The organism is Variovorax sp. CF079, from assembly GCF_900101545.1.
Taxonomy (GTDB): domain Bacteria; phylum Pseudomonadota; class Gammaproteobacteria; order Burkholderiales; family Burkholderiaceae_C; genus Variovorax.
Window position 1 is genome coordinate 111,403 of the sequence record NZ_FMZU01000008.1, and the last position, 18,694, is coordinate 130,096.

The 18,694-nt window shown below is 68.0% G+C and carries 15 protein-coding genes; 8 read left to right on the forward strand and 7 right to left on the reverse strand.

Features of this window, described 5'->3' with window-relative positions; genetic code table 11:
• The first annotated feature begins 158 nt into the window (after positions 1-158).
• The 6 genes from BLS74_RS12575 to BLS74_RS12600 all read left to right on the forward strand — a co-directional run bounded on the left by BLS74_RS12575 (position 159) and on the right by BLS74_RS12600 (position 6,448).
• Positions 159-1,364 carry an aspartate aminotransferase family protein gene (locus BLS74_RS12575; protein ID WP_093106459.1) on the forward strand — a complete coding sequence of 402 codons (1,206 nt, stop codon included), beginning with the start codon at positions 159-161 and terminating at the stop codon, positions 1,362-1,364.
• On the forward strand, positions 1,361-2,296 hold the full coding sequence (gene argF, locus BLS74_RS12580) for an ornithine carbamoyltransferase (RefSeq protein WP_093106461.1): 936 nt from the start codon (positions 1,361-1,363) through the stop codon (positions 2,294-2,296). Before BLS74_RS12575 ends, argF begins: the two co-directional genes overlap by 4 nt.
• A gap of 74 nt (positions 2,297-2,370) precedes the next feature.
• Entirely contained in the window at positions 2,371-3,015 is a 645-nt protein-coding gene (kynB, locus tag BLS74_RS12585) for an arylformamidase (RefSeq protein ID WP_093106463.1), read from the forward strand.
• Complete coding sequence (gene kynU, locus BLS74_RS12590) at positions 3,012-4,310, forward strand: kynureninase (protein WP_093106466.1); 1,299 nt, start codon at positions 3,012-3,014, stop codon at positions 4,308-4,310. Before kynB ends, kynU begins: the two co-directional genes overlap by 4 nt.
• A 12-nt stretch (positions 4,311-4,322) precedes the next feature.
• On the forward strand, positions 4,323-5,159 hold the full coding sequence (gene kynA, locus BLS74_RS12595; protein WP_093106468.1) for a tryptophan 2,3-dioxygenase: 837 nt from the start codon (positions 4,323-4,325) through the stop codon (positions 5,157-5,159).
• 38 nt (positions 5,160-5,197) lie between these two features.
• Positions 5,198-6,448, forward strand: coding sequence for an SMI1/KNR4 family protein (locus BLS74_RS12600; protein ID WP_093106471.1), 1,251 nt, complete (start codon positions 5,198-5,200; stop codon positions 6,446-6,448).
• 1 nt (position 6,449) lies between these two features.
• Here BLS74_RS12600 and BLS74_RS12605 read toward each other — a convergent pair whose 3' ends face one another.
• From BLS74_RS12605 to BLS74_RS12620, 4 genes are read right to left on the reverse strand one after another with little or no spacing between them, the layout of a single operon-like run.
• Entirely contained in the window at positions 6,450-7,631 is a 1,182-nt protein-coding gene (locus BLS74_RS12605; protein ID WP_093106473.1) for an FAD-dependent monooxygenase, read from the reverse strand.
• Positions 7,632-7,638: 7 nt separating this feature from the next.
• Complete coding sequence (locus tag BLS74_RS12610; RefSeq protein WP_244503852.1) at positions 7,639-7,920, reverse strand: DUF6587 family protein; 282 nt, start codon at positions 7,918-7,920, stop codon at positions 7,639-7,641.
• A 1-nt stretch (position 7,921) separates the two neighbouring features.
• On the reverse strand, positions 7,922-9,820 hold the full coding sequence (locus BLS74_RS12615; protein WP_093106476.1) for a ferrous iron transporter B: 1,899 nt from the start codon (positions 9,818-9,820) through the stop codon (positions 7,922-7,924).
• Positions 9,813-10,103: a FeoA family protein gene (locus BLS74_RS12620; protein ID WP_244503853.1), complete on the reverse strand. Its 291-nt coding sequence runs from the start codon at positions 10,101-10,103 to the stop codon at positions 9,813-9,815. Before BLS74_RS12620 ends, BLS74_RS12615 begins: the two co-directional genes overlap by 8 nt.
• Positions 10,104-10,202: 99 nt before the next feature.
• Here BLS74_RS12620 and BLS74_RS12625 point away from each other — a divergent pair, with 99 nt between their 5' ends.
• Positions 10,203-11,609 (forward strand): C13 family peptidase, encoded by a 1,407-nt coding sequence (locus BLS74_RS12625; RefSeq protein ID WP_093106478.1) that lies wholly within the window; start codon positions 10,203-10,205, stop codon positions 11,607-11,609.
• Between the two features lie 79 nt (positions 11,610-11,688).
• On the opposite strand, the gene BLS74_RS12630 is transcribed toward BLS74_RS12625, so the two are convergent.
• Together BLS74_RS12630 and BLS74_RS12635 are read right to left on the reverse strand one after the other, a co-directional pair.
• On the reverse strand, positions 11,689-14,556 hold the full coding sequence (locus BLS74_RS12630) for an aconitate hydratase (protein ID WP_093106481.1): 2,868 nt from the start codon (positions 14,554-14,556) through the stop codon (positions 11,689-11,691).
• Positions 14,557-14,650: 94 nt separating this feature from the next.
• Positions 14,651-15,067 carry a hypothetical protein gene (locus BLS74_RS12635; protein ID WP_093106484.1) on the reverse strand — a complete coding sequence of 139 codons (417 nt, stop codon included), beginning with the start codon at positions 15,065-15,067 and terminating at the stop codon, positions 14,651-14,653.
• Positions 15,068-15,198: 131 nt separating this feature from the next.
• Between BLS74_RS12635 and BLS74_RS12640 the strand changes: the two genes are divergently transcribed.
• The gene (locus BLS74_RS12640) at positions 15,199-16,032 is read left to right on the forward strand and encodes a helix-turn-helix domain-containing protein (RefSeq protein ID WP_093106853.1); all 834 of its coding nucleotides are present in this window, start codon (positions 15,199-15,201) and stop codon (positions 16,030-16,032) included.
• A 40-nt stretch (positions 16,033-16,072) separates the two neighbouring features.
• Here the strand turns inward: BLS74_RS12640 and BLS74_RS12645 are convergent, their stop codons facing one another.
• Positions 16,073-18,658 carry a bifunctional aconitate hydratase 2/2-methylisocitrate dehydratase gene (locus tag BLS74_RS12645; RefSeq protein ID WP_093106486.1) on the reverse strand — a complete coding sequence of 862 codons (2,586 nt, stop codon included), beginning with the start codon at positions 18,656-18,658 and terminating at the stop codon, positions 16,073-16,075.
• Positions 18,659-18,694: the final 36 nt, after the last annotated feature.

Sequence of the window (18,694 nt, forward strand, 5' to 3'; positions counted from 1 at the left end):
TCGGCGAGAGGGAAACGCGCACTTGTGCTGCGCTGCACAACGATTCTATCCGGCGGTCCCGCGAGCGACACCTGCGAGGACATTGCTGTGATGCTCAATCCTCAACGATGCTGTCAAAGGGCACGCCTAGAATCCGCGTTCCCTTTTCCGGAGATCGTATGAGCGCCACTGCCGCCCCCTCGTCGCCCCACGTCATGAACACCTACGGCCGCCTGCCGATCGCGCTGTCGCACGGCCAGGGCTGCCGAGTGTGGGACACCGAAGGCCGCGCCTACCTCGACGGCCTGGGCGGGATTGCCGTCAACACGCTGGGCCACAACCACCCCGAGCTGGTGCCCGCGCTGCAGGACCAGATCGCCAAGCTGATCCACAGCTCCAACTACTACCACGTGCCCGGCCAGGAACAGCTGGCGACCAAGCTGACCGAGCTCTCGGGCCTCACCAACGCCTTCTTCTGCTCCACCGGGCTGGAGGCCAACGAGGCCGCGCTCAAGCTGGCGCGCAAGTTCGGCCATGACAAGGGGATCGAGCGCCCCGAGATCGTGGTCTACGAGGCCGCCTTCCACGGCCGCAGCATCGCCACGCTGTCGGCCACCGGCAATCCCAAGGTGCAGAAGGGCTTCGGCCCGCTGGTCGAAGGTTTCATCCGCGTGCCGCTCAACGACATCGAAGCGCTCAAGAAGGCGACCGAAGGCAATCCGAACGTGGTGGCCGTGTTCTTCGAAACCATCCAGGGCGAAGGCGGCATCCATCCGATGCGCTGGGAGTACCTGCGCCAGGTGCGCGCGCTGTGCGACGAGCGCGACTGGCTCATGATGATCGACGAGGTTCAGTGCGGCATGGGCCGCACCGGCAAGTGGTTCGCGCACCAGTGGGCGGACATCTTGCCGGACGTGATGCCGCTGGCCAAGGGCCTCGGCTCGGGCGTGCCGATCGGCGCCGTCGTCGCAGGTCCGCGCGCCGCCAACCTGTTCGGCCCGGGCAACCACGGCACGACCTTCGGCGGCAATCCGCTCGCGATGCGCGCCGGCATCGAGACCATCCGGATCATGGAAGAGCACAAGCTGCTCGAGAACGCAGCCAATGTCGGCGCGCATCTCAAGGCCGCGCTGGAGCGCGAGCTGGGCGGCCTGGCGGGCGTGACGGAAATCCGCGGCCAGGGCCTGATGCTCGGCATCGAGCTCGACCGGCCCTGCGGCGTGATCCTCAACCGCGCCTGCGATGCCGGCCTGCTGCTCAGCGTGACGGCCGACAGCGTGATCCGCCTGGTGCCGCCGCTGATCCTCAGCATCGCCGAAGCGGACGAGATCGTCGCGATCCTGGCGCCGATCGTGAAAGCCTTCCTCGCGGAGCCTCGGCCATGAGCGACAAGACACCCGCCATCCGGCACTACCTGCAGTTTTCCGACTTCACGGCCGACGAGTACGCGCACGTCTTCGCGCGTGCCGCGCTGATCAAGAAGAAGTTCAAGGCCTACGAGAAGCACCAGCCGCTGGTCGATCGCACGCTGGCCATGATCTTCGAGAAGGCCTCGACCCGCACCCGCGTGAGCTTCGAGGCCGGCATGTACCAGTTGGGCGGCAGCGTGGTGCACCTGACCACCGGCGACAGCCAGCTCGGCCGTGCCGAGCCGATCGAGGACAGCGCCAAGGTCATCAGCCGCATGGTCGACCTGGTGATGATCCGCACCTACGAGCAGACCAAGATCGAGGCCTTCGCGGCGCATTCGCGCGTGCCGGTGATCAACGGCCTCACCAACGAATTCCATCCCTGCCAGATCCTGGCCGACATCTTCACCTTCATCGAGCACCGTGGCTCGATCGCCGGCAAGACGGTGGCCTGGGTCGGCGACGGCAACAACATGGCCAACACCTGGCTGCAAGCCAGCGAGATTCTCGGCTTCAAGGTGCATGTGAGCACGCCCAGCGGCTACGAGGTCGACCAGTCGATCGCCGGCATCCGCTCGGCCGACAGCTACAAGGTGTTCAAGGACCCGATGGAAGCCTGCCGCGGTGCCGACCTGGTGACCACCGACGTCTGGACCAGCATGGGGTACGAGGCCGAGAACGAAGCGCGCCGCGCGGCCTTTGCCGAATGGTGCGTCGACGAAGAGATGATGCGCGTCGCCCATCCCGACGCCCTCTTCATGCACTGCCTGCCAGCGCACCGCGGCGAGGAAGTCCAGGCCGAAGTGATCGACGGCCCGCAATCGGTGGTGTGGGACGAAGCTGAGAACCGGCTGCATGCGCAGAAGGCGCTGATGGAGTTCCTGCTGCTGGGGCGGCAGACGAACTGACTCCCGCGCCGGTGTTTTCATTCTGTTGGAAATAACCGACACCACGACCCCGTTCGCGGCGCTAACTTTGCGCCATGAACCAACGCATCTGGGATATCTCGCCACCGGTGCATGAAGGCGCGCCGGTGTTTCCCGGCGACACGCCTTACCGCCAGCGCTGGGCGGCCACCATCGGGCCGGGCTGCCCGGTCAACGTCAGCGAAATCACGCTGTCGCCGCACGTCGGCGCGCATGCCGACGCACCGCTGCATTACGACCCGGCGGGCGCGACCATCGGCGACGTCGATCTCTCCCCTTACCTCGGCCCCTGCCGCGTGATCCATGCGATCGAGTGCGGGCCCCTGATCGAGTGGGAGCACCTCGCTCACGCCGCCGACAACCTGCCGCCGCGCGTGCTGGTGCGCACCTACCGGCACGCACCCATCGACCGCTGGGACGGCGCGCTCGCCGCCTACGCGCCCGCCACCATCGAGCGCCTGGCCGCGCTGGGCGTGAAGCTGATCGGCATCGACACCGCCAGCATCGATCCGGCCGAGAGCAAGACGCTAGCCAGCCACCAGGTCATCCGCCGCCTCGGCCTGCGCGTGCTCGAGAACCTCGTGCTCGACGCCGTGCCCGAAGGCGACTACGAACTCATCGCGCTGCCGCTCAAGCTCGTGACGGCCGATGCCTCCCCTGTCCGCGCCGTGCTGCGCGAACTCACACCTACCCAACCATGACCCTCGACGATTGCCAGCGCCTCGACGCGCAAGACCCCCTCGCCGCCCTGCGCGACCTGTTCATCCTGCCCGAGGACGTGATCTACCTCGACGGCAACTCGCTGGGCGTGCTGCCCAAGGCCGCGCCGGCGCGCGTCGCCGAGGTCGTCGCCAAGGAATGGGGCGAAGGCCTGATCCGCTCCTGGAACAGCGCCAGCTGGATCGACCTGCCGCAGCGCCTCGGCGACAAGCTGGCGCGCCTGATCGGCGCGGCGCCCGGCGAGGTGGTGTGCACCGATGGCACCTCGGTCAATCTCTACAAGGTGCTGTTCGCGGCGCTGTCGCAGATGAAGGCCAGCGGCCGCCAGGTCGTGATCAGCGAACGCAGCAATTTCCCGACCGACCTCTACATCGCCGAGTCGCTGTGCCGCGAGCGCGGCTTCACCTTGAAGCTGATCGAGGCCGGCGAGCTGCCCGCGGCACTGACCGCCGAAGTGGCGGTGCTGATGCTCACGCACGTGAACTACCGCACCGGCGCGATGCACGACATGAAGGCGCTCACGGCCGCGGCCCACGCGGCCGGCGCGCTCACGGTGTGGGACCTCGCGCACAGCGCGGGCGCGGTGCCGGTGGCGCTCAACGACAGCGAGGCCGATTTCGCGATCGGCTGCGGCTACAAGTACTTGAACGGCGGCCCGGGCGCACCGGCCTTCGTCTGGGTGCATGCGCGGCATGCGAGCCGCTTCGAGCAGCCTCTGTCGGGCTGGTTCGGCCATGCGGCGCCCTTCGAATTCACGCCGCACTACCGGCCGGCGCCGGGCGTGACGCGCTATCTGTGCGGTACCCAGCCCATCATCGCCCTGTCCGCACTCGAATGCGGGCTCGACACGGTACTGGCCGCCGAGCCTTTCGACGGCGATCAGGGCAGCATGGCGGCGCTGCGCACCAAGTCGCTGGCGTTGACCGACGCCTTCATCGCCCTGGTGGAAGAACGCTGCCCAGGCCGCTTCACGCTGGTCACGCCGCGCGCGCATGCGCAGCGCGGTTCGCAGGTGTGCCTCGCACTCAGCGACAACGAGCCCGGTGCCTACGCCATCGTGCAGGCGCTGATCGCGCGCGGCGTGATCGGCGACTTCCGCGCCGCCCATTCGACGAGCTCAGGGCAATCGGAGGACAGGGACATCCTGCGCTTTGGCTTCACGCCCCTGTACCTCGGCTTCGAAGACGTGTGGAATGCCGTCGAGCACCTGGCGCAGGTCCTGGAGCGCGAGGAATGGAAGCGCCCTGAGTTCAACCAGAAACTCGCGGTGACCTAGAGAGGGACGCACATGAGCACCGAAAAGATCGTCCACGACGAAAAGGCGCAGCTGGACTTCAGCGCCTCGATGAGCTACAGCGACTACCTGAGCCTCGACAGCATCCTCAACGCCCAGCATCCGCGCTCGCCGGCGCACGACGAGCTGCTCTTCATCGTGCAGCACCAGACCAGCGAGCTGTGGATGAAGCTCATGCTGCACGAGCTGCGCGCCGCGATCCGCTGCGTCGCAGAGGACGACCTGTCCAGCGCCTTCAAGATGCTGGCGCGCGTCTCGCGCATCATGGAGCAGCTGGTACACGCCTGGGACGTGCTGGCCACCATGACGCCGCCCGAGTACAGCGCGATGCGGCCCTACCTGGGCAGCTCCAGCGGCTTCCAGAGCTGGCAGTACCGCTGCATCGAGTTCGCGCTCGGCAACAAGAACGCCGCCATGCTCAAGCCCCATGCGCACCGCCCCGAGCTGCTGGCCGAGGTCGAGGCGGCGTGGCGCGCACCCTCGCTCTACGACGAGGCGCTGCGCTTGCTGGCACGCCGCGGGCTGGACATTCCGGCCGACCACCTCGAGCGCGACTGGACCAAGCCTTATGAACTCAGCGACGGCGTCGAGCAAGCCTGGCTCGTGGCCTACCGCAACCCGAAGGCTCACTGGGACATTTACCAGCTCGGAGAGGAACTGACCGACCTCGAAGACGCCTTCCGCCTCTGGCGCTTCCGCCACGTGACCACGGTCGAGCGCGTGATCGGCTTCAAACGTGGCACGGGCGGCACTGGCGGGGTAAGCTACCTGCGCAAGATGCTCGATGTGGTGCTGTTCCCGGAGATCTGGAAATTGCGTACCGACCTGTAGCGCCGCCGCCGAGCTCGACAACGATCAAGGAGACGACGATGAGCAGCGATTTCTTTGCCGACGACGAGTTGAGCCAGCTGCGCGAGCACGGCATCGTGCTCTTTGCCGAACGCGTGATCTTCGATGCCCGGCCGCCGATTCCCTTCGAGCAGATCGCCACGGTACAGGCCCTGTGCGCCGGGCCGATCCCGCCCGAACTCGTCGCGCTCTGGCAGCAAACGGCGGGCGGGCGCATCGACTACGACCTCCACCTGCGCATGAACGGCAACGAAGAGGCCGTCAGCTGGAGCGAGCTGTTCTGGAACGGCAGCGACGGCTACCACGACCTGCAGGGCTGGATCGATCACGAACGGCAAGTGGCGGAGGAAGCCGCCAAGGCGGGCGACCAAGCCTGGGACGGCAAGCTCACCGCCCTGCCCTTCGGCGGCTTCGAATACAGCGACCGCATCTACGCCGTGGTCGAGCCCGGCGCGGACTACGGCCATATCCTGGCGTGGAAGCAGGGCCTCCCCGAGGCCTGGGCGCACGCGCTGCACGAGGATGGATTGACGACCGTCGGGCACGATCTGTACGCAGCCTTTGCCATGCTGCACCTGGACGAAGACCCGCTCGAACCGGCCGGCGACTACTTCACCGGGCAAGCACTGCTCGAATACCTCGACGAGCGTCACGAAGCGCACGGCCTGTCCCTGGAGCTGATGGACAAGCTGGTCGCGTTCTACCGCCGCGCCACGGTCGACTGGAAGACACCGCTGGCCGATGGCACGCTGGGCCAGGACGGCCCGCTCTCGCGCATCGCATTGCGCCATGCGGTCGCCACCGACGATGCCGCGCTGGTCGAACGGCTGGCGGCGGCCGGCGTGGCGCTCGACGGCCCGCTGCAGGGCAGCGCGATCGCCACCGACCTGGCGCTGAGCCACGGTGCCCATGCTGCAGCGGCCGCGCTGGTGCGCGCCGGTGCGCCGGTGGCGCCGGACGCGCTCGACTACATCGACAGCGCGGTCTCGCCCGAACTCGTCACCCTGCTGCTCGATCACGGCGCCCAACCGAGCGCCACCGCGATCGCAGAGTGCGTGGCTTGCGGCGCGCCGGCCGCCGCACGGCTCATCGCCGCTGCCTACGGCCAGGCCCACGATGACCTGCCCGCGGCTTTCGAATCGGTCAGGAACGGGATGCTCGCCGAGCTCGAGACCTCGCTGGCCGAGGTGCGCACCGGCAAGGTCAGCCACTATCTGGGCGCGCACGGTCTGGCCGAGCGTGTCGACCATTTGCAAAGCTTCGCGCTCTGATTCAAGCCCGGTAGAGCCAGGGCACGTCGAGCAGCCGCGCGCCGAGCAGTCGCAGGGCCGCATCGCGCCCCACGCGCACCAGGCCGGTGGCATGAAAGATCTCGCCGTTGCGCCGCGCCCGCGCCTGGACCTGGGCGTTGCGCTCCCAGCGCGCGGCCGCGTAGCGCGCCAGCGCGGCCGGCACTGCCGCCGAATCGCCTCCATCGAGTGCACCAGCCAGCGCCACCGCGTCCTCGATCGCCATGCCGGCGCCCTGCGCCAGGTAGGGCAGCATCGGATGCGCCGCGTCGCCGGCCAGGGCCACGCGTTCGCCGGCCATCTGCTCGGGTCCGGTGAGCGGCGGCCGGTCGCTGAGCGTCCATGCGCCCCATGAAGGCATCGCTTCCAGCAGCGCCTGGAGGCCGGCGCAGGTTCGGCCGGTAGCCGCCTGCAGCGCAGCCAGGCTGCTCGCCTGGTCCCAATCGCGCGCATCGCCGGCCGGCGCGGCCTCGGCCAGCACCACGACATTGAGCGCATCGCCGCGGCGCACCGGGTAAGCCACCGCATGCAGCCGCGGCCCGAGCCAGACGCCGATCTGCGTGCTGCGCAGCGCCGCAGGCAGCGCCGATTGCTCGATGAGCGCACGCCAGGCCGTGTGGCCGGTCGCGCGCGGCGGCGGCGAATCCTCCACCACGCGCGAACGCACCGCGCTCCAGAGGCCGTCGGCGCCGATCAGCGCATCGCCCTCCCAGGCCCGCGCATCCGCACTCGACACGCAGACCGCGCCGGCACGCGCCACCGCCTGGTCGACGCGCGTGCCGGTGTTGAGCGTGACGGCGCCGCTCCCGCGCACGGCAGCCAGCAGCAGCGCATGCAGGTCGGCGCGGTGCACGCAAAGATAAGGGGAGTCATAGCTTCGCAGCATCGCATTGCCGAGCGGCAGGCGGGCGATCTCCAGGCCGCTGGTCGCGCTGCGCACCACCAGCGCCTCGGGCCGCGCCGCGATGCGCACAAGCGGCTCCCACACGCCCAGCGACTGCAGCCGGCGCGTGACGTTGGGGCCTAGCTGGATGCCGGCACCGACCTCGCCGAAAGCCACGGCCTGTTCGAACAGGTCGATGCGGTGGCGGCGGCGAGCCAGCGCGAGCGCGCTCGCCAGACCCGCAATGCCCCCGCCTGCGATCAGGATGTGAGCGGCCGGCATGCCCCGCTCAATGCGCGCGCGTCGCTGGCTTTGCGCGATCCGGCGCTGCCGAAGGACTGCTCTTGGTGGTGCCGCAATTGCCGCAGCTGTCGCACGAGCCGCAGCCCGAGCTCTTGGCCAGCGACTCGGCCAACTGCCGTGCCTGCTCCGCATCGACCAGGCCCGCGCGCTGCGTGCCCGACGCGAGCCTCGCCGCCGCGGCGCGGCGCCAGCCGGCGGGCATCCAGCGCCAGACCGCATAGATCGCGGCCAGCGCGACGATCAGCCCGACGATGATCTGTTGTGTCATCTCATCCTCCTGTGAGTGCCAGAGCAACCCTATAGGTTATCCAGCACGCAATGTAGGCGAGCGCGAACAAATAGCCGGCCATGATCCACACGTAGCGCCACGAACCGGTCTCGCGCTTGACCGCGGCCAGCGTCGAGATGCACTGCGGCGCGAACACGTACCAGACCAGGAGCGACAGCGCCGTGGCGAGCGACCAGCTGCCGGCGATCAGCGGCTCGAGCTGGCCCGCGACGTCGTCGCCGGTGGCCGACAGCGCATACACCGTGCCGAGCGCGCCCACCGCCACCTCGCGCGCCGCCATGCCCGGCACCAGCGCGATCGAGATCTGCCAGTTGAAGCCGATGGGCGCGAAGATGTGCTCCAGCCCGCGGCCGATCATGCCGGCCAGGCTGTACTGGATCGCCGGGCCGGTCGCGCCCTCGGGCGGCGACGGGAAGGTCGAGAGGAACCACAGCAGGATCGTGAGCGTGAGGATGATCGTGCCCACGCGCTGGATGAAGATCCACGCCCGTTCATAAAGGCCCAGCGCCAGGTTGCGCAGGTTGGGCCAGCGGTAGGCCGGCAGTTCCATCATCAGCGGCGAATGCTGCTTGCTGTCGCGGAAGCGCTTCATGACCCAAGCCACCGCCATCGCCGAGACGATGCCGAACACGTAAAGCGCGAACAACACCACGCCTTGCAGGTTGAACACGCCGCCCACGGTGCGCGCCGGGATGAAGGCCGCGATCAGGAGCGCATAGACCGGCAGCCGCGCCGAGCAGGTCATCAGCGGCGCGATCATGATCGTGGTGAGCCGGTCGCGCCAGTTGCTGATGGTGCGCGTGGCCATCACCCCCGGAATGGCGCAGGCGAAGCTCGACAGCAGCGGAATGAAGGAGCGGCCCGACAGGCCCACGGTGCCCATCACGCGGTCGAGCAGGAAGGCCGCGCGCGGCAGGTAGCCGGAGTCTTCCAGGGCGAGGATGAACAGGAACAGGATCAGGATCTGCGGCAGGAATACGATCACGCCGCCCACGCCGGCGATGATGCCGTCGACCAGCAGGCTCTGCAGCATGCCCTCGGGCACGAAGCGCTTGATGAGTTCGCCGAAGGCGGCGGTTGCGTCCTTGATCGCGTCCATCGGCACGTTGGCCCAACTGAACACGGCCTGGAACATCAGGAACAGCGTGACGGCGAGCACCAGCATGCCCCACACCGGATGCATCACCACGCGGTCGATGCGGTCGCTGGCGGCCAGGCTGCCGACCGGCTCGCGCACCGCCACGCCGAGGATGCGGCGCACCTCGCGCTGCGTGGCGAGCACGTCGTCGAGCCCCGGCGCCTGCCAGGGCTGGGGCGCCGCGACCGCCACCGGCGCATCGAGCGCCTCGAGCAGGCCCTTGGCGCCGCCGGCATGCACGCCGACGGTCTCGATCACCGGCACGCCGAGCTCGCGCGAAAGCAGCGCGACATCGACCACGATGCCCTGCTTCTTCGCCATGTCGGTCATGTTCAGCGCCACCACCATCGGCAGGCCCAGGCGCTTGGCCTCGAGCACCAGCCGCAGGTTGAGCCGCAGGTTGGTGGCGTCGGTCACGCACACCAGCAGATCGGGCAGCGCCTCCTGGCTCCTGCCGGTGACCACGTCGCGCGTCACCGCCTCGTCCGCCGACAGCGCATTGAGGCTGTAGGCGCCCGGCAGGTCGAGCACGAACACGCGCCGGCCGGCGGCGGTGCGCAGCAGGCCTTCCTTGCGCTCGACCGTCACGCCGGCGTAATTGGCCACTTTCTGGCGGCTGCCCGTCAGCAGATTGAACAGCGCCGTCTTGCCGCAGTTGGGATTGCCCAGGAGCGCGACGCGGCCCGGCGGCGCCGACGAGACAGCGGCGCCGGGCTGGAAGTTCAGCGTCGCTTCAACCATGCTGCGCGGCTCCCGGCATCACGCGGATGAACGAGGCCTCGTGGCGGCGCAGCGCGAAGGTGGTGTGGCCCAGGCGCACGGCCAGCGGCTCGCGGCCCGGCACGCCATTGGCAACGATGCGCACCGCCTCGCCGGGCACGAAGCCGATCTCGGTCAGGCGCAGCACCAGGTCCCGGCCTTCCGCTTCATCGGGCCGAAGCACATCGAGCACGGTCGCCCACTGGTTGCTGGGAAGCTGATCGAGGCTGATGGCGGCCAAGGCCGCGCCGTTCGTGGTGGTCACCCGCGGAATCCAATTGTCAAAATGAGAATTATTCTCGAAAACGCTGACGTTTGGCGAACCGGGGCCGAAGAATCCCTGCGTGCAAGGCATCATCCGGGCATGACAGACGAGCATCCCGACCTGCCCGCACACGACGTGCAACGCCGTCCCAGCTTCTGGCATTGGATCGTCGAAGGCCTGCGCGCCTCGGTGCTGCTGGCCCCTCGCATCGCGGCCTCGCCCAGCCCCTGGCAGTTGATGCTCATCGTGCTGATCCCGCTCCTGCTGGTGCTGGGCATCGAACGGCTCCAGGTCGACGGCCCGGCCACCTTCCACCCGGCCGCGGAGCTGAATGCCTGGTGGGCCACCGCACTCACGCTGTGGGTCGGCTGGGCGGCGCTGTCGCCCGCCGCGAGCGTGAGCCGCTGGTTTGCGTTGAGCACCTGGGCCGCCGTGCCCTGGAACCTGCTCATGGCGGGCTTCGCCCTCGCCTACTTCCGGGGCTGGTTGCCTCAACCGCTCACCACCACCTCGGGCTTCTGGGCTGTCTACGGCAGCCTGATCGCGTGCTGGCTGCTGAGCTCGATATGCCTCATGGCACGCTGCACGCCTTCGCGCATGCGCCTTGCCCTCTTCGTCCCCGGCATGCTGGCCATCACCGCCATCGGCATCTGGCAAGACACGCAGCAAGACCGCGAGCGGGTCTGGCAGCAGGACTACAGCGCCTCGGCGGCGCCGGAGCGGCCCCGGCTGCAGCTGACGCAGGAGACCTTCGAGGAACAGCAGGCCGTATGGCAGCGCGCCGTCGCCGGCCTGGCGCCGCGGCCGGACGGCGAATCCCATGTCTACGGACTGGTGTTCGCGCCCTATGCCTCAGAAGATGTCTTCCTGCGCGAAAGCGCCATGGTGGCCACCCTGCTCGAAGAGCGATTCGACGCCAAGGGGCGCGTGCTGCGCCTGGTCAACCACGCGACCACCACGCAGGAGCTCCCCTGGGCGACGCCGCTGAACCTGCGGCGTGCCGTGGAGGCGCTGGCCGCACGCATGGACCGCGAGCGCGACGTGCTGGTGCTCTACATGACCTCGCACGGCGCGCGGGATTTCAAGCTCGCCGCCACGCACTGGCCGCTGACCGTGCCGTGGCTGACGCCGCAGGAAGTGCGCGAAGCGCTCGACGCGGCCGGCATCCGGCACCGCGTGATCGCCATCTCGGCCTGCTATTCGGGCGGCTGGATCGAACCCCTCGCCACCGAGGACAGCCTCATCATGACCGCCGCCGATGCCGAGCACACCTCTTACGGCTGCGGCAGGCTGTCCGAACTCACCTTCTTCGGCCGCGCGGTATTCAACGAGGAACTGCGCAAGAGCCACTCCTTCGAAGCAGCCTTCGCGGCGGGCGTGCCGGTGATTCGCCAGCGCGAAATCGACGCCGGCAAGGACGACGGCTTCTCGAACCCGCAGATCCAGGTGGGCGAAGGTATCCGCCCGGTGCTCGAGCGCCTGGCGAAGCGGCTCGACAGCAACTGAGCTCAGGCAGCGAGCAGCTGCCGCAGCACCCCGGCACGCGGCCGCGTGCCGGTCACAGAGGCAGGCTCTGCCTGTGTGCTCAGGCAGCGAGGAGCTGCCTGAGCACAAAAGGCAGGATCCCGCCGTGTTTGTAGTAGTCGACCTCGATCGGCGTGTCGATGCGCAGGCGCACCGTCACTTCCTGGTGGCTGCCGTCGGGACGGTGCACCACGATCTTGACGTCCATCTGCGGCTTGAGTTCCCCGCCGATCACGACGTCGATCTTCTCGCCGCCGGTGAGCTCCAGGCTTTCCCACGAATCGGCACCGCGGAACTGTAGCGGCAGCACGCCCATGCCGACCAGGTTGGCGCGGTGGATGCGCTCGAAACTGCGCGCCACCACCGCCTTGATGCCCAAGAGCTGCGTGCCCTTGGCCGCCCAGTCGCGCGACGACCCGGTGCCGTACTCCTCGCCGCCGAAGATGACGGTGGGCACGCCCTGCTCGATGTACTTCATCGCGGCGTCGTAGATGAACATCTTCTCGTTGCCCGGCTGGAACTGCGTCAGTCCGCCCTCCTCGCGCGAGCCGTCCGGGCCCGGCGGAAGCATGAGGTTCTTGATGCGCACGTTGGCGAAGGTCCCGCGCATCATCACGTCATGGTTGCCGCGGCGCGAGCCGTAGCTGTTGAAGTCGGCCTTCTGCACGCCATGCGCCTTGAGCCAGATGCCCGCCGGCGAGCTTTCCTTGATCGAGCCGGCCGGCGAGATGTGGTCGGTGGTGATCGAGTCGCCGAACAGCGCCATGATGCGCGCCCCGGTGAAGCCGGCGTCCGATGCGTGCGGCTCCATCTTGAAGCCCTCGAAGAAGGGCGGCTCGGCGATGTAGGTGGACTTGGGCCAGTCGTACACCTGCCCGGTCGTGCCCTTGATGCTGCTCCACAGCTTGCCGGGGTTGTCCTTGATCTGCTCGTAGTTCTTGCGGAAGGCCTTCGCATTCATCGCATAGTGCAGGTTCTCGTCGATCTCCTTCATGCTGGGCCAGATGTCGCCGAGGTAGACGTCCTTGCCCTTCTTGCCCTTGCCCACCGGCTGGGTCATGAGATCGACCATCACGTTGCCCGCGATGGCATAGGCCACCACCAGCGGCGGCGAGGCCAGGAAGTTGGCCTTGATGTTCGGATGGATGCGCGCTTCGAAGTTGCGGTTGCCCGAAAGCACGGCCGCGCCCACGAGGTTGTTCTTGGTGATCGCCTCGTTGATCTCGGGCGCCAGGTCGCCGGCATTGCCGATGCAGGTGGTGCAGCCGTAGCCCGCGAGATAGAAGCCGAGCTTTTCGAGGTACTGCAGGAGGCCCGCCTTCTCGAGGTACTCGGTCACGATGCGCGAGCCCGGCGCCAGCGAGGTCTTGATGTGCGGCTTGACCGTGAGCCCCGCCTCCACCGCCTTCTTGGCCAGCAGGCCGGCAGCCAGCAGCACGCTGGGATTCGAGGTGTTGGTGCAGGAGGTGATGGCGGCGATCAGCACGTCGCCGTTGCCGATGGTCACGCCGCTGGCTTTCACATGGGCTGCCGTGTCGCCGACGTGCGCTGATTCCGACGTCGGCTTGTTGTCGGCCATTTCGACCACCGGGCGCGGCGCGCCCGGCTTCGGGTCGTCCGGCTCCTGCTCCGCCGACTCGCCGTTGTGCGGCAGCGGATAGCGCAGCTTGAGCTTGTCGGCCGGCTGGTTGAAGCCGTTGGCCTCGTTGGGCTTGCTGTAGAGCTCGGAGAATTTGGTCGCGAGATGGCCGAGATCGATGCGGTCCTGCGGGCGCTTGGGGCCCGCGAGGCTCGGCGTCACGGTGCCGAGGTCGAGCTTGACGACCTTGGTGTAGTTCAGCTCGCCGGGCGCCGGCATGCCGAACAACCCCTGCGCCTTGTAGTACGCCTCGAAGCGCTCGATTTCCTTGTCGGTGCGGCCGGTGCCCTTGAAGTAGGCCACCGTCATCTCGTCGACCGGGAAGAAGCCCATGGTCGCGCCGTACTCGGGCGCCATGTTGCCGATGGTCGCGCGGTCGGGCACCGCGATCGAGGCCGCGCCGGGGCCGAAGAACTCGACGAACTTGCCCACCACCTTCTCGCCGCGCAGGATGGCCGTGACATAGAGCACCAAGTCGGTGGCCGTGACGCCTTCGCGCAGCTTGCCGCTGAGCTCGAAGCCCACCACGTCGGGCGTGAGCATGTAGACCGGTTGGCCCAGCATCGCGGCCTCGGCCTCGATGCCGCCCACGCCCCAGCCCACCACGCCGATGCCGTTGATCATGGTGGTGTGGCTGTCGGTGCCGACCAGCGAGTCGGGGTAGTAGACCGGCGGGTCGCCGTCGTCGTTCGGGCTCTTGTAGACGCCGCGCGCGAAGTATTCGAGGTTGACCTGGTGCACGATGCCGAAGCCGGGCGGCACCACGCCGAAGGTGTCAAAGGCCTGCATGCCCCACTTCATGAACTGGTAGCGCTCGTTGTTGCGCTGGAACTCGAGCTTCATGTTGAGGTCGAGTGCCTTGGGCGTGCCATAGTAGTCCACCATCACCGAGTGGTCGACCACCAGGTCCACCGGCACCAGCGGCTCGATGGTCTTGGGCGACTTGCCCAGCGACTTCGCGACACTGCGCATGGCGGCAAGGTCTGCGAGCAGCGGCACGCCGGTGAAGTCCTGCAGCACCACGCGGGTCACGACGAAGGGGATCTCGTCGGTGCGCTCCGCATTGGGCGCCCAGTTGGCGAGTTGCTCGACATGCTCGGCCGTGACCTTCTGGCCGTCGCAGTTGCGCAGCACCGATTCGAGCACGATGCGGATCGACACCGGCAGCTTGTCGACGTTGGGGTATTGCTTCGCGAGTTCCTTGAGTGACCAGTATTTGCCGGCTTTGCCCGATGCGGTCTTGAAGGTCTTGAGCATGGGGGCAAAAGCGTGTGCCGGTTCTTTGGCCATGAGGAACTCCTGTGATTCGTGGAAGCTCCTTAAAGATAGCAGGGATCGATGACAACGGCTGTAGTCGGGGAGCGCACCCCAGCGCTCCGTAGGCTCATGCCGCGATCGCGCCGCGGGCCGCCGGCCGGCTGTGGCGCAGGCCCATCCATTGCAGTTCGGCCAGCACGACAACGGTCAGGGCTTGCGCAATCACCCAGGCCCACCCGAGCGGCGCGATCGCGGCCCCGCCGATGGCCAGCAGGGCAACGCAGGCCGCGGCCCAGCCGAAGTTGCCGACGACCACCAGCCCGATCAGCCGGCGCGGCGGGACGCCGCGGCTGGCCATCCATGCCGCGGCGGCGGCATAGGCCAGCAGGAAGACGCCGGTGCCCAGGAGCAGGGGCGCGGGCAGACCGGTCAGGCGGGCCAGCACGCCGGTGAAGGCCACCTGCAGCAGGCCGGTCGCGGCGCACGAAGCGGCATCGGCCCACATCATGCGGGGCAGAAAGCGGGAAGAAGCGAAGACGGACATGACGGACTCCTTGTGTGGCACGCCGCAGGCCCTTCCTGCCGCGTTGGGGTCCATCATTCCGGCGACACGGCGGACGGTCGATGACCTGGGAGGTCATGGCCGCGGCGCGCCGCTTCACTAGGATGGCGGCCATGAGCTCCCACAGCACACCTCCTACCGCGGCCGACCCCTTCGGCATCCACTTGCGCCACTGGCGCCAGCACCGCCGCCTGAGCCAGCTCGACCTGGCGCACGAGGCCCAGGTCTCGACGCGCCACCTGAGCTACGTCGAAACCGGCCGCGCCGAGCCCAGCCGCGAGATGGTGCTGCGCCTTGCCGAGCGGCTCGAAGTGCCGCTGCGCGAACGCAACACGCTGCTGGTGGCGGCCGGCTACGCGCCGATGTACCGGCAGCGCTCGCTGGACGATCCCGCCCTCGCCTCGGCGCGCCGGGCGGTCGACCTGGTGCTCAAGGGGCACGAGCCCTTTCCGGCGCTGGCGGTCGATCGCCACTGGAACCTGGTGGCGTACAACGCGCTCGTGCCGCTGCTAATGGCGGGCGCGGCGCCAGAGCTGCTGAAGCCGCCGGTCAACGTGCTGCGGCTCAGCCTGCACCCCGATGGCCTGGCCTCGCGCATCGCGAACCTGGCCCAGTGGCGCGCGCATCTGCTCGAACGGCTGCAGCAACAGATCGCGGCCACGGGCGACGCGGCGCTCTCTGCACTGCACGATGAACTGGCGGCCTATCCGGCACCGAACGTCAGCCACGACACGCCCGCCGCGGGCGGCGAGCTCAACGGCGTGGTGGTGCCCTTCCAGTTCGTGACGCCGCAGGGCGTGCTGTGCTTCATCAGCACCACCACCATCTTCGGCACGCCGGTGGATGTGACGCTGCAGGAACTGGCGGTGGAGTCCTTCTTTCCGGCGGATGCGCAGACGGCCGCAGCACTGGCAGCGCTCCACGAAGGAGAAAAAAAGCCCGCCTAGAGGCGGGCTTTTTACTGAGGCGCCTGGCGGCGAGCAACGGTCAGGCCGCGACCGAATCCGCCACGCCCTTGTAATCCTCGATCTTGTCGAAGTTCAGGTACTGGTAGATCTGCGCGCTCGACGCATCGAGCACGCCGACGCTGGCCATGTACTCTTCCTTGGTCGGAATGCGGCCCAGGCGCGAGCAGATCGCGGCCAGCTCGGCGCTGCCCAGGTACACGTTGGTGTTCTTGCCCAGGCGGTTGGGGAAGTTGCGCGTGCTGGTCGACATCACGGTCGCGCCTTCGCGCACCTGCGCCTGGTTGCCCATGCACAGCGAGCAGCCCGGCATCTCGGTGCGCGCACCCGCGTTGCCGAACACGCCGTAGTGGCCTTCTTCGGTGAGCTGCTGCGCATCCATCTTGGTCGGCGGCGCGATCCACAGCTTGACCGGGATGTCGCGCTTGCCTTCGAGCAGCTTGGACGCCGCGCGGAAGTGGCCGATGTTGGTCATGCACGAACCGATGAACACTTCGTCGATCTTGGCGCCGGCCACGTCCGACAGCGTCTTCACGTCGTCGGGGTCGTTCGGGCAGGCCACGATGGGCTCGTGGATGTCGGCCAGGTCGATCTCGATCACGGCGGCGTATTCGGCATCGGCGTCGCCCTTGAGCAGCTGCGGATCCTTGAGCCAGGCTTCCTGCGCGGCGATACGGCGCTGCAGGGTGCGCGCATCGGCATAGCCTTCGGCGATCATCCACTTCATCAGCGTGATGTTGCTGTTGATGTACTCGATGATCGGTTCCTTGTTCAGGTGCACCGTGCACCCCGCGGCCGAACGCTCGGCCGAGGCGTCGCTCAGTTCGAAGGCCTGTTCGACCTTGAGCTCCGGCAGGCCTTCGATCTCGAGGATGCGGCCCGAGAAGATGTTCTTCTTGCCCTTCTTCTCGACCGTGAGCAGGCCCGACTTGATCGCATAGAGCGGAATCGCATTGACCAAGTCGCGCAGCGTGACGCCTGGCTGCATCGTGCCCCTGAAGCGCACCAGCACCGACTCGGGCATGTCCAGCGGCATCACGCCGGTCGCAGCCGCGAAGGCCACCAGGCCCGAACCGGCCGGGAAGCTGATGCCGATCGGGAAGCGCGTGTGGCTGTCGCCGCCGGTGCCGACGGTGTCGGGCGTCAAGAGGCGGTTCAGCCACGAGTGGATCACGCCGTCGCCCGGGCGCAGCGAGACGCCGCCGCGGTTGCTCATGAAGTCGGGCAACTCGTGGTGCATCTTGACGTCGACCTTCTTCGGGTAGGCCGCCGTGTGGCAGAAGGACTGCATCACCAGGTCGGCGCTGAAGCCCAGGCAGGCCAGGTCCTTCAGCTCGTCGCGCGTCATCGGGCCGGTGGTGTCCTGCGAACCGACGCTGGTCATCTTCGGCTCGCAGTAGGTGCCCGGGCGCACGCCCATGCCTTCCGGCAGGCCACAGGCGCGGCCGACCATCTTCTGGGCCAGCGAATAGCCCTTCTTCGAATCGGCCGGGCTGACCGGCAGGCGAAACAGCGTCGAAGCCGGCAGGCCCAGCGCCTCGCGTGCCTTGGCCGTGAGGCCGCGGCCGATGATCAGCGGGATGCGGCCGCCGGCACGCACTTCGTCGAACAGCACATCGCTCTTGAGCTTGAACTCGGCGATGAGCTTGCCGTCCTTCAGCGCCTTGCCTTCATAGGGGCGCAGCTCGACCACGTCGCCCATCTCCATCTGGCTCACGTCGAGCTCGATCGGCAGCGCGCCCGCGTCTTCCATCGTGTTGTAGAAGATCGGCGCGATCTTGTTGCCCAGGCACACGCCGCCGAAGCGCTTGTTGGGGATGAAGGGAATGTCCTGGCCGGTGAACCAGAGCACCGAGTTGGTGGCGCTCTTGCGCGACGAACCGGTGCCGACCACATCGCCCACGTAGGCGACCAGGTGGCCCTTGTCCTTCAGCGACTCGATGAACTTGACCGGGCCGCGCTTGCCGTCTTCTTCCGGCGTGATGCCGGGGCGCGCGTTCTTCAGCATGGCCAGCGCATGCATCGGGATGTCGGGGCGCGTGGTGGCGTCGGGCGCGGGCGACAGGTCGTCGGTGTTGGTCTCGCCGCTCACCTTGAGCACGGTGATCGTGAGGCTTTGCGGCACTTCGGGCCGGCTGGTGAACCACTCGGCATCGGCCCAGCTCTGCAGCACCGCATTGGCATTGGCGTTGCCCTTGTCGGCCTTTTCCTTGACGTCGTGGAACTGGTCGAACATCAGCAGGGTCTTCTTCAGACCCTCGGCTGCGACGGCGCCCACTTCGGCGTCGTCGAGCAGGTCGATCAGCGGGCTGATGTTGTAGCCGCCGAGCATGGTGCCCAGCAGTTCCGTGGCATGGGCGCGCGAGATGAGCGTGCTCTTCTCGCTGCCGTGGGCCACGGCCGCCAGGTAGCTCGCCTTGACCTTGGCCGCGTCGTCCACGCCGGCAGGCACACGGTGCGTGAGCAGGTTCAGCAGGAATTCGCCGTCCTTGGCGGTGGCGTTCTTCAGCAGCTCAATGAGCTCGCTGGTCTGCTGGGCCGACAGCGGCAGCGGCGGGATGCCGAGCGCGGCGCGCTCGGCGACATGGTCAACGTAGGCTTTCAACATCTTTTTCTCCGGGATCTGAAACCAGTGGCGGCCTAG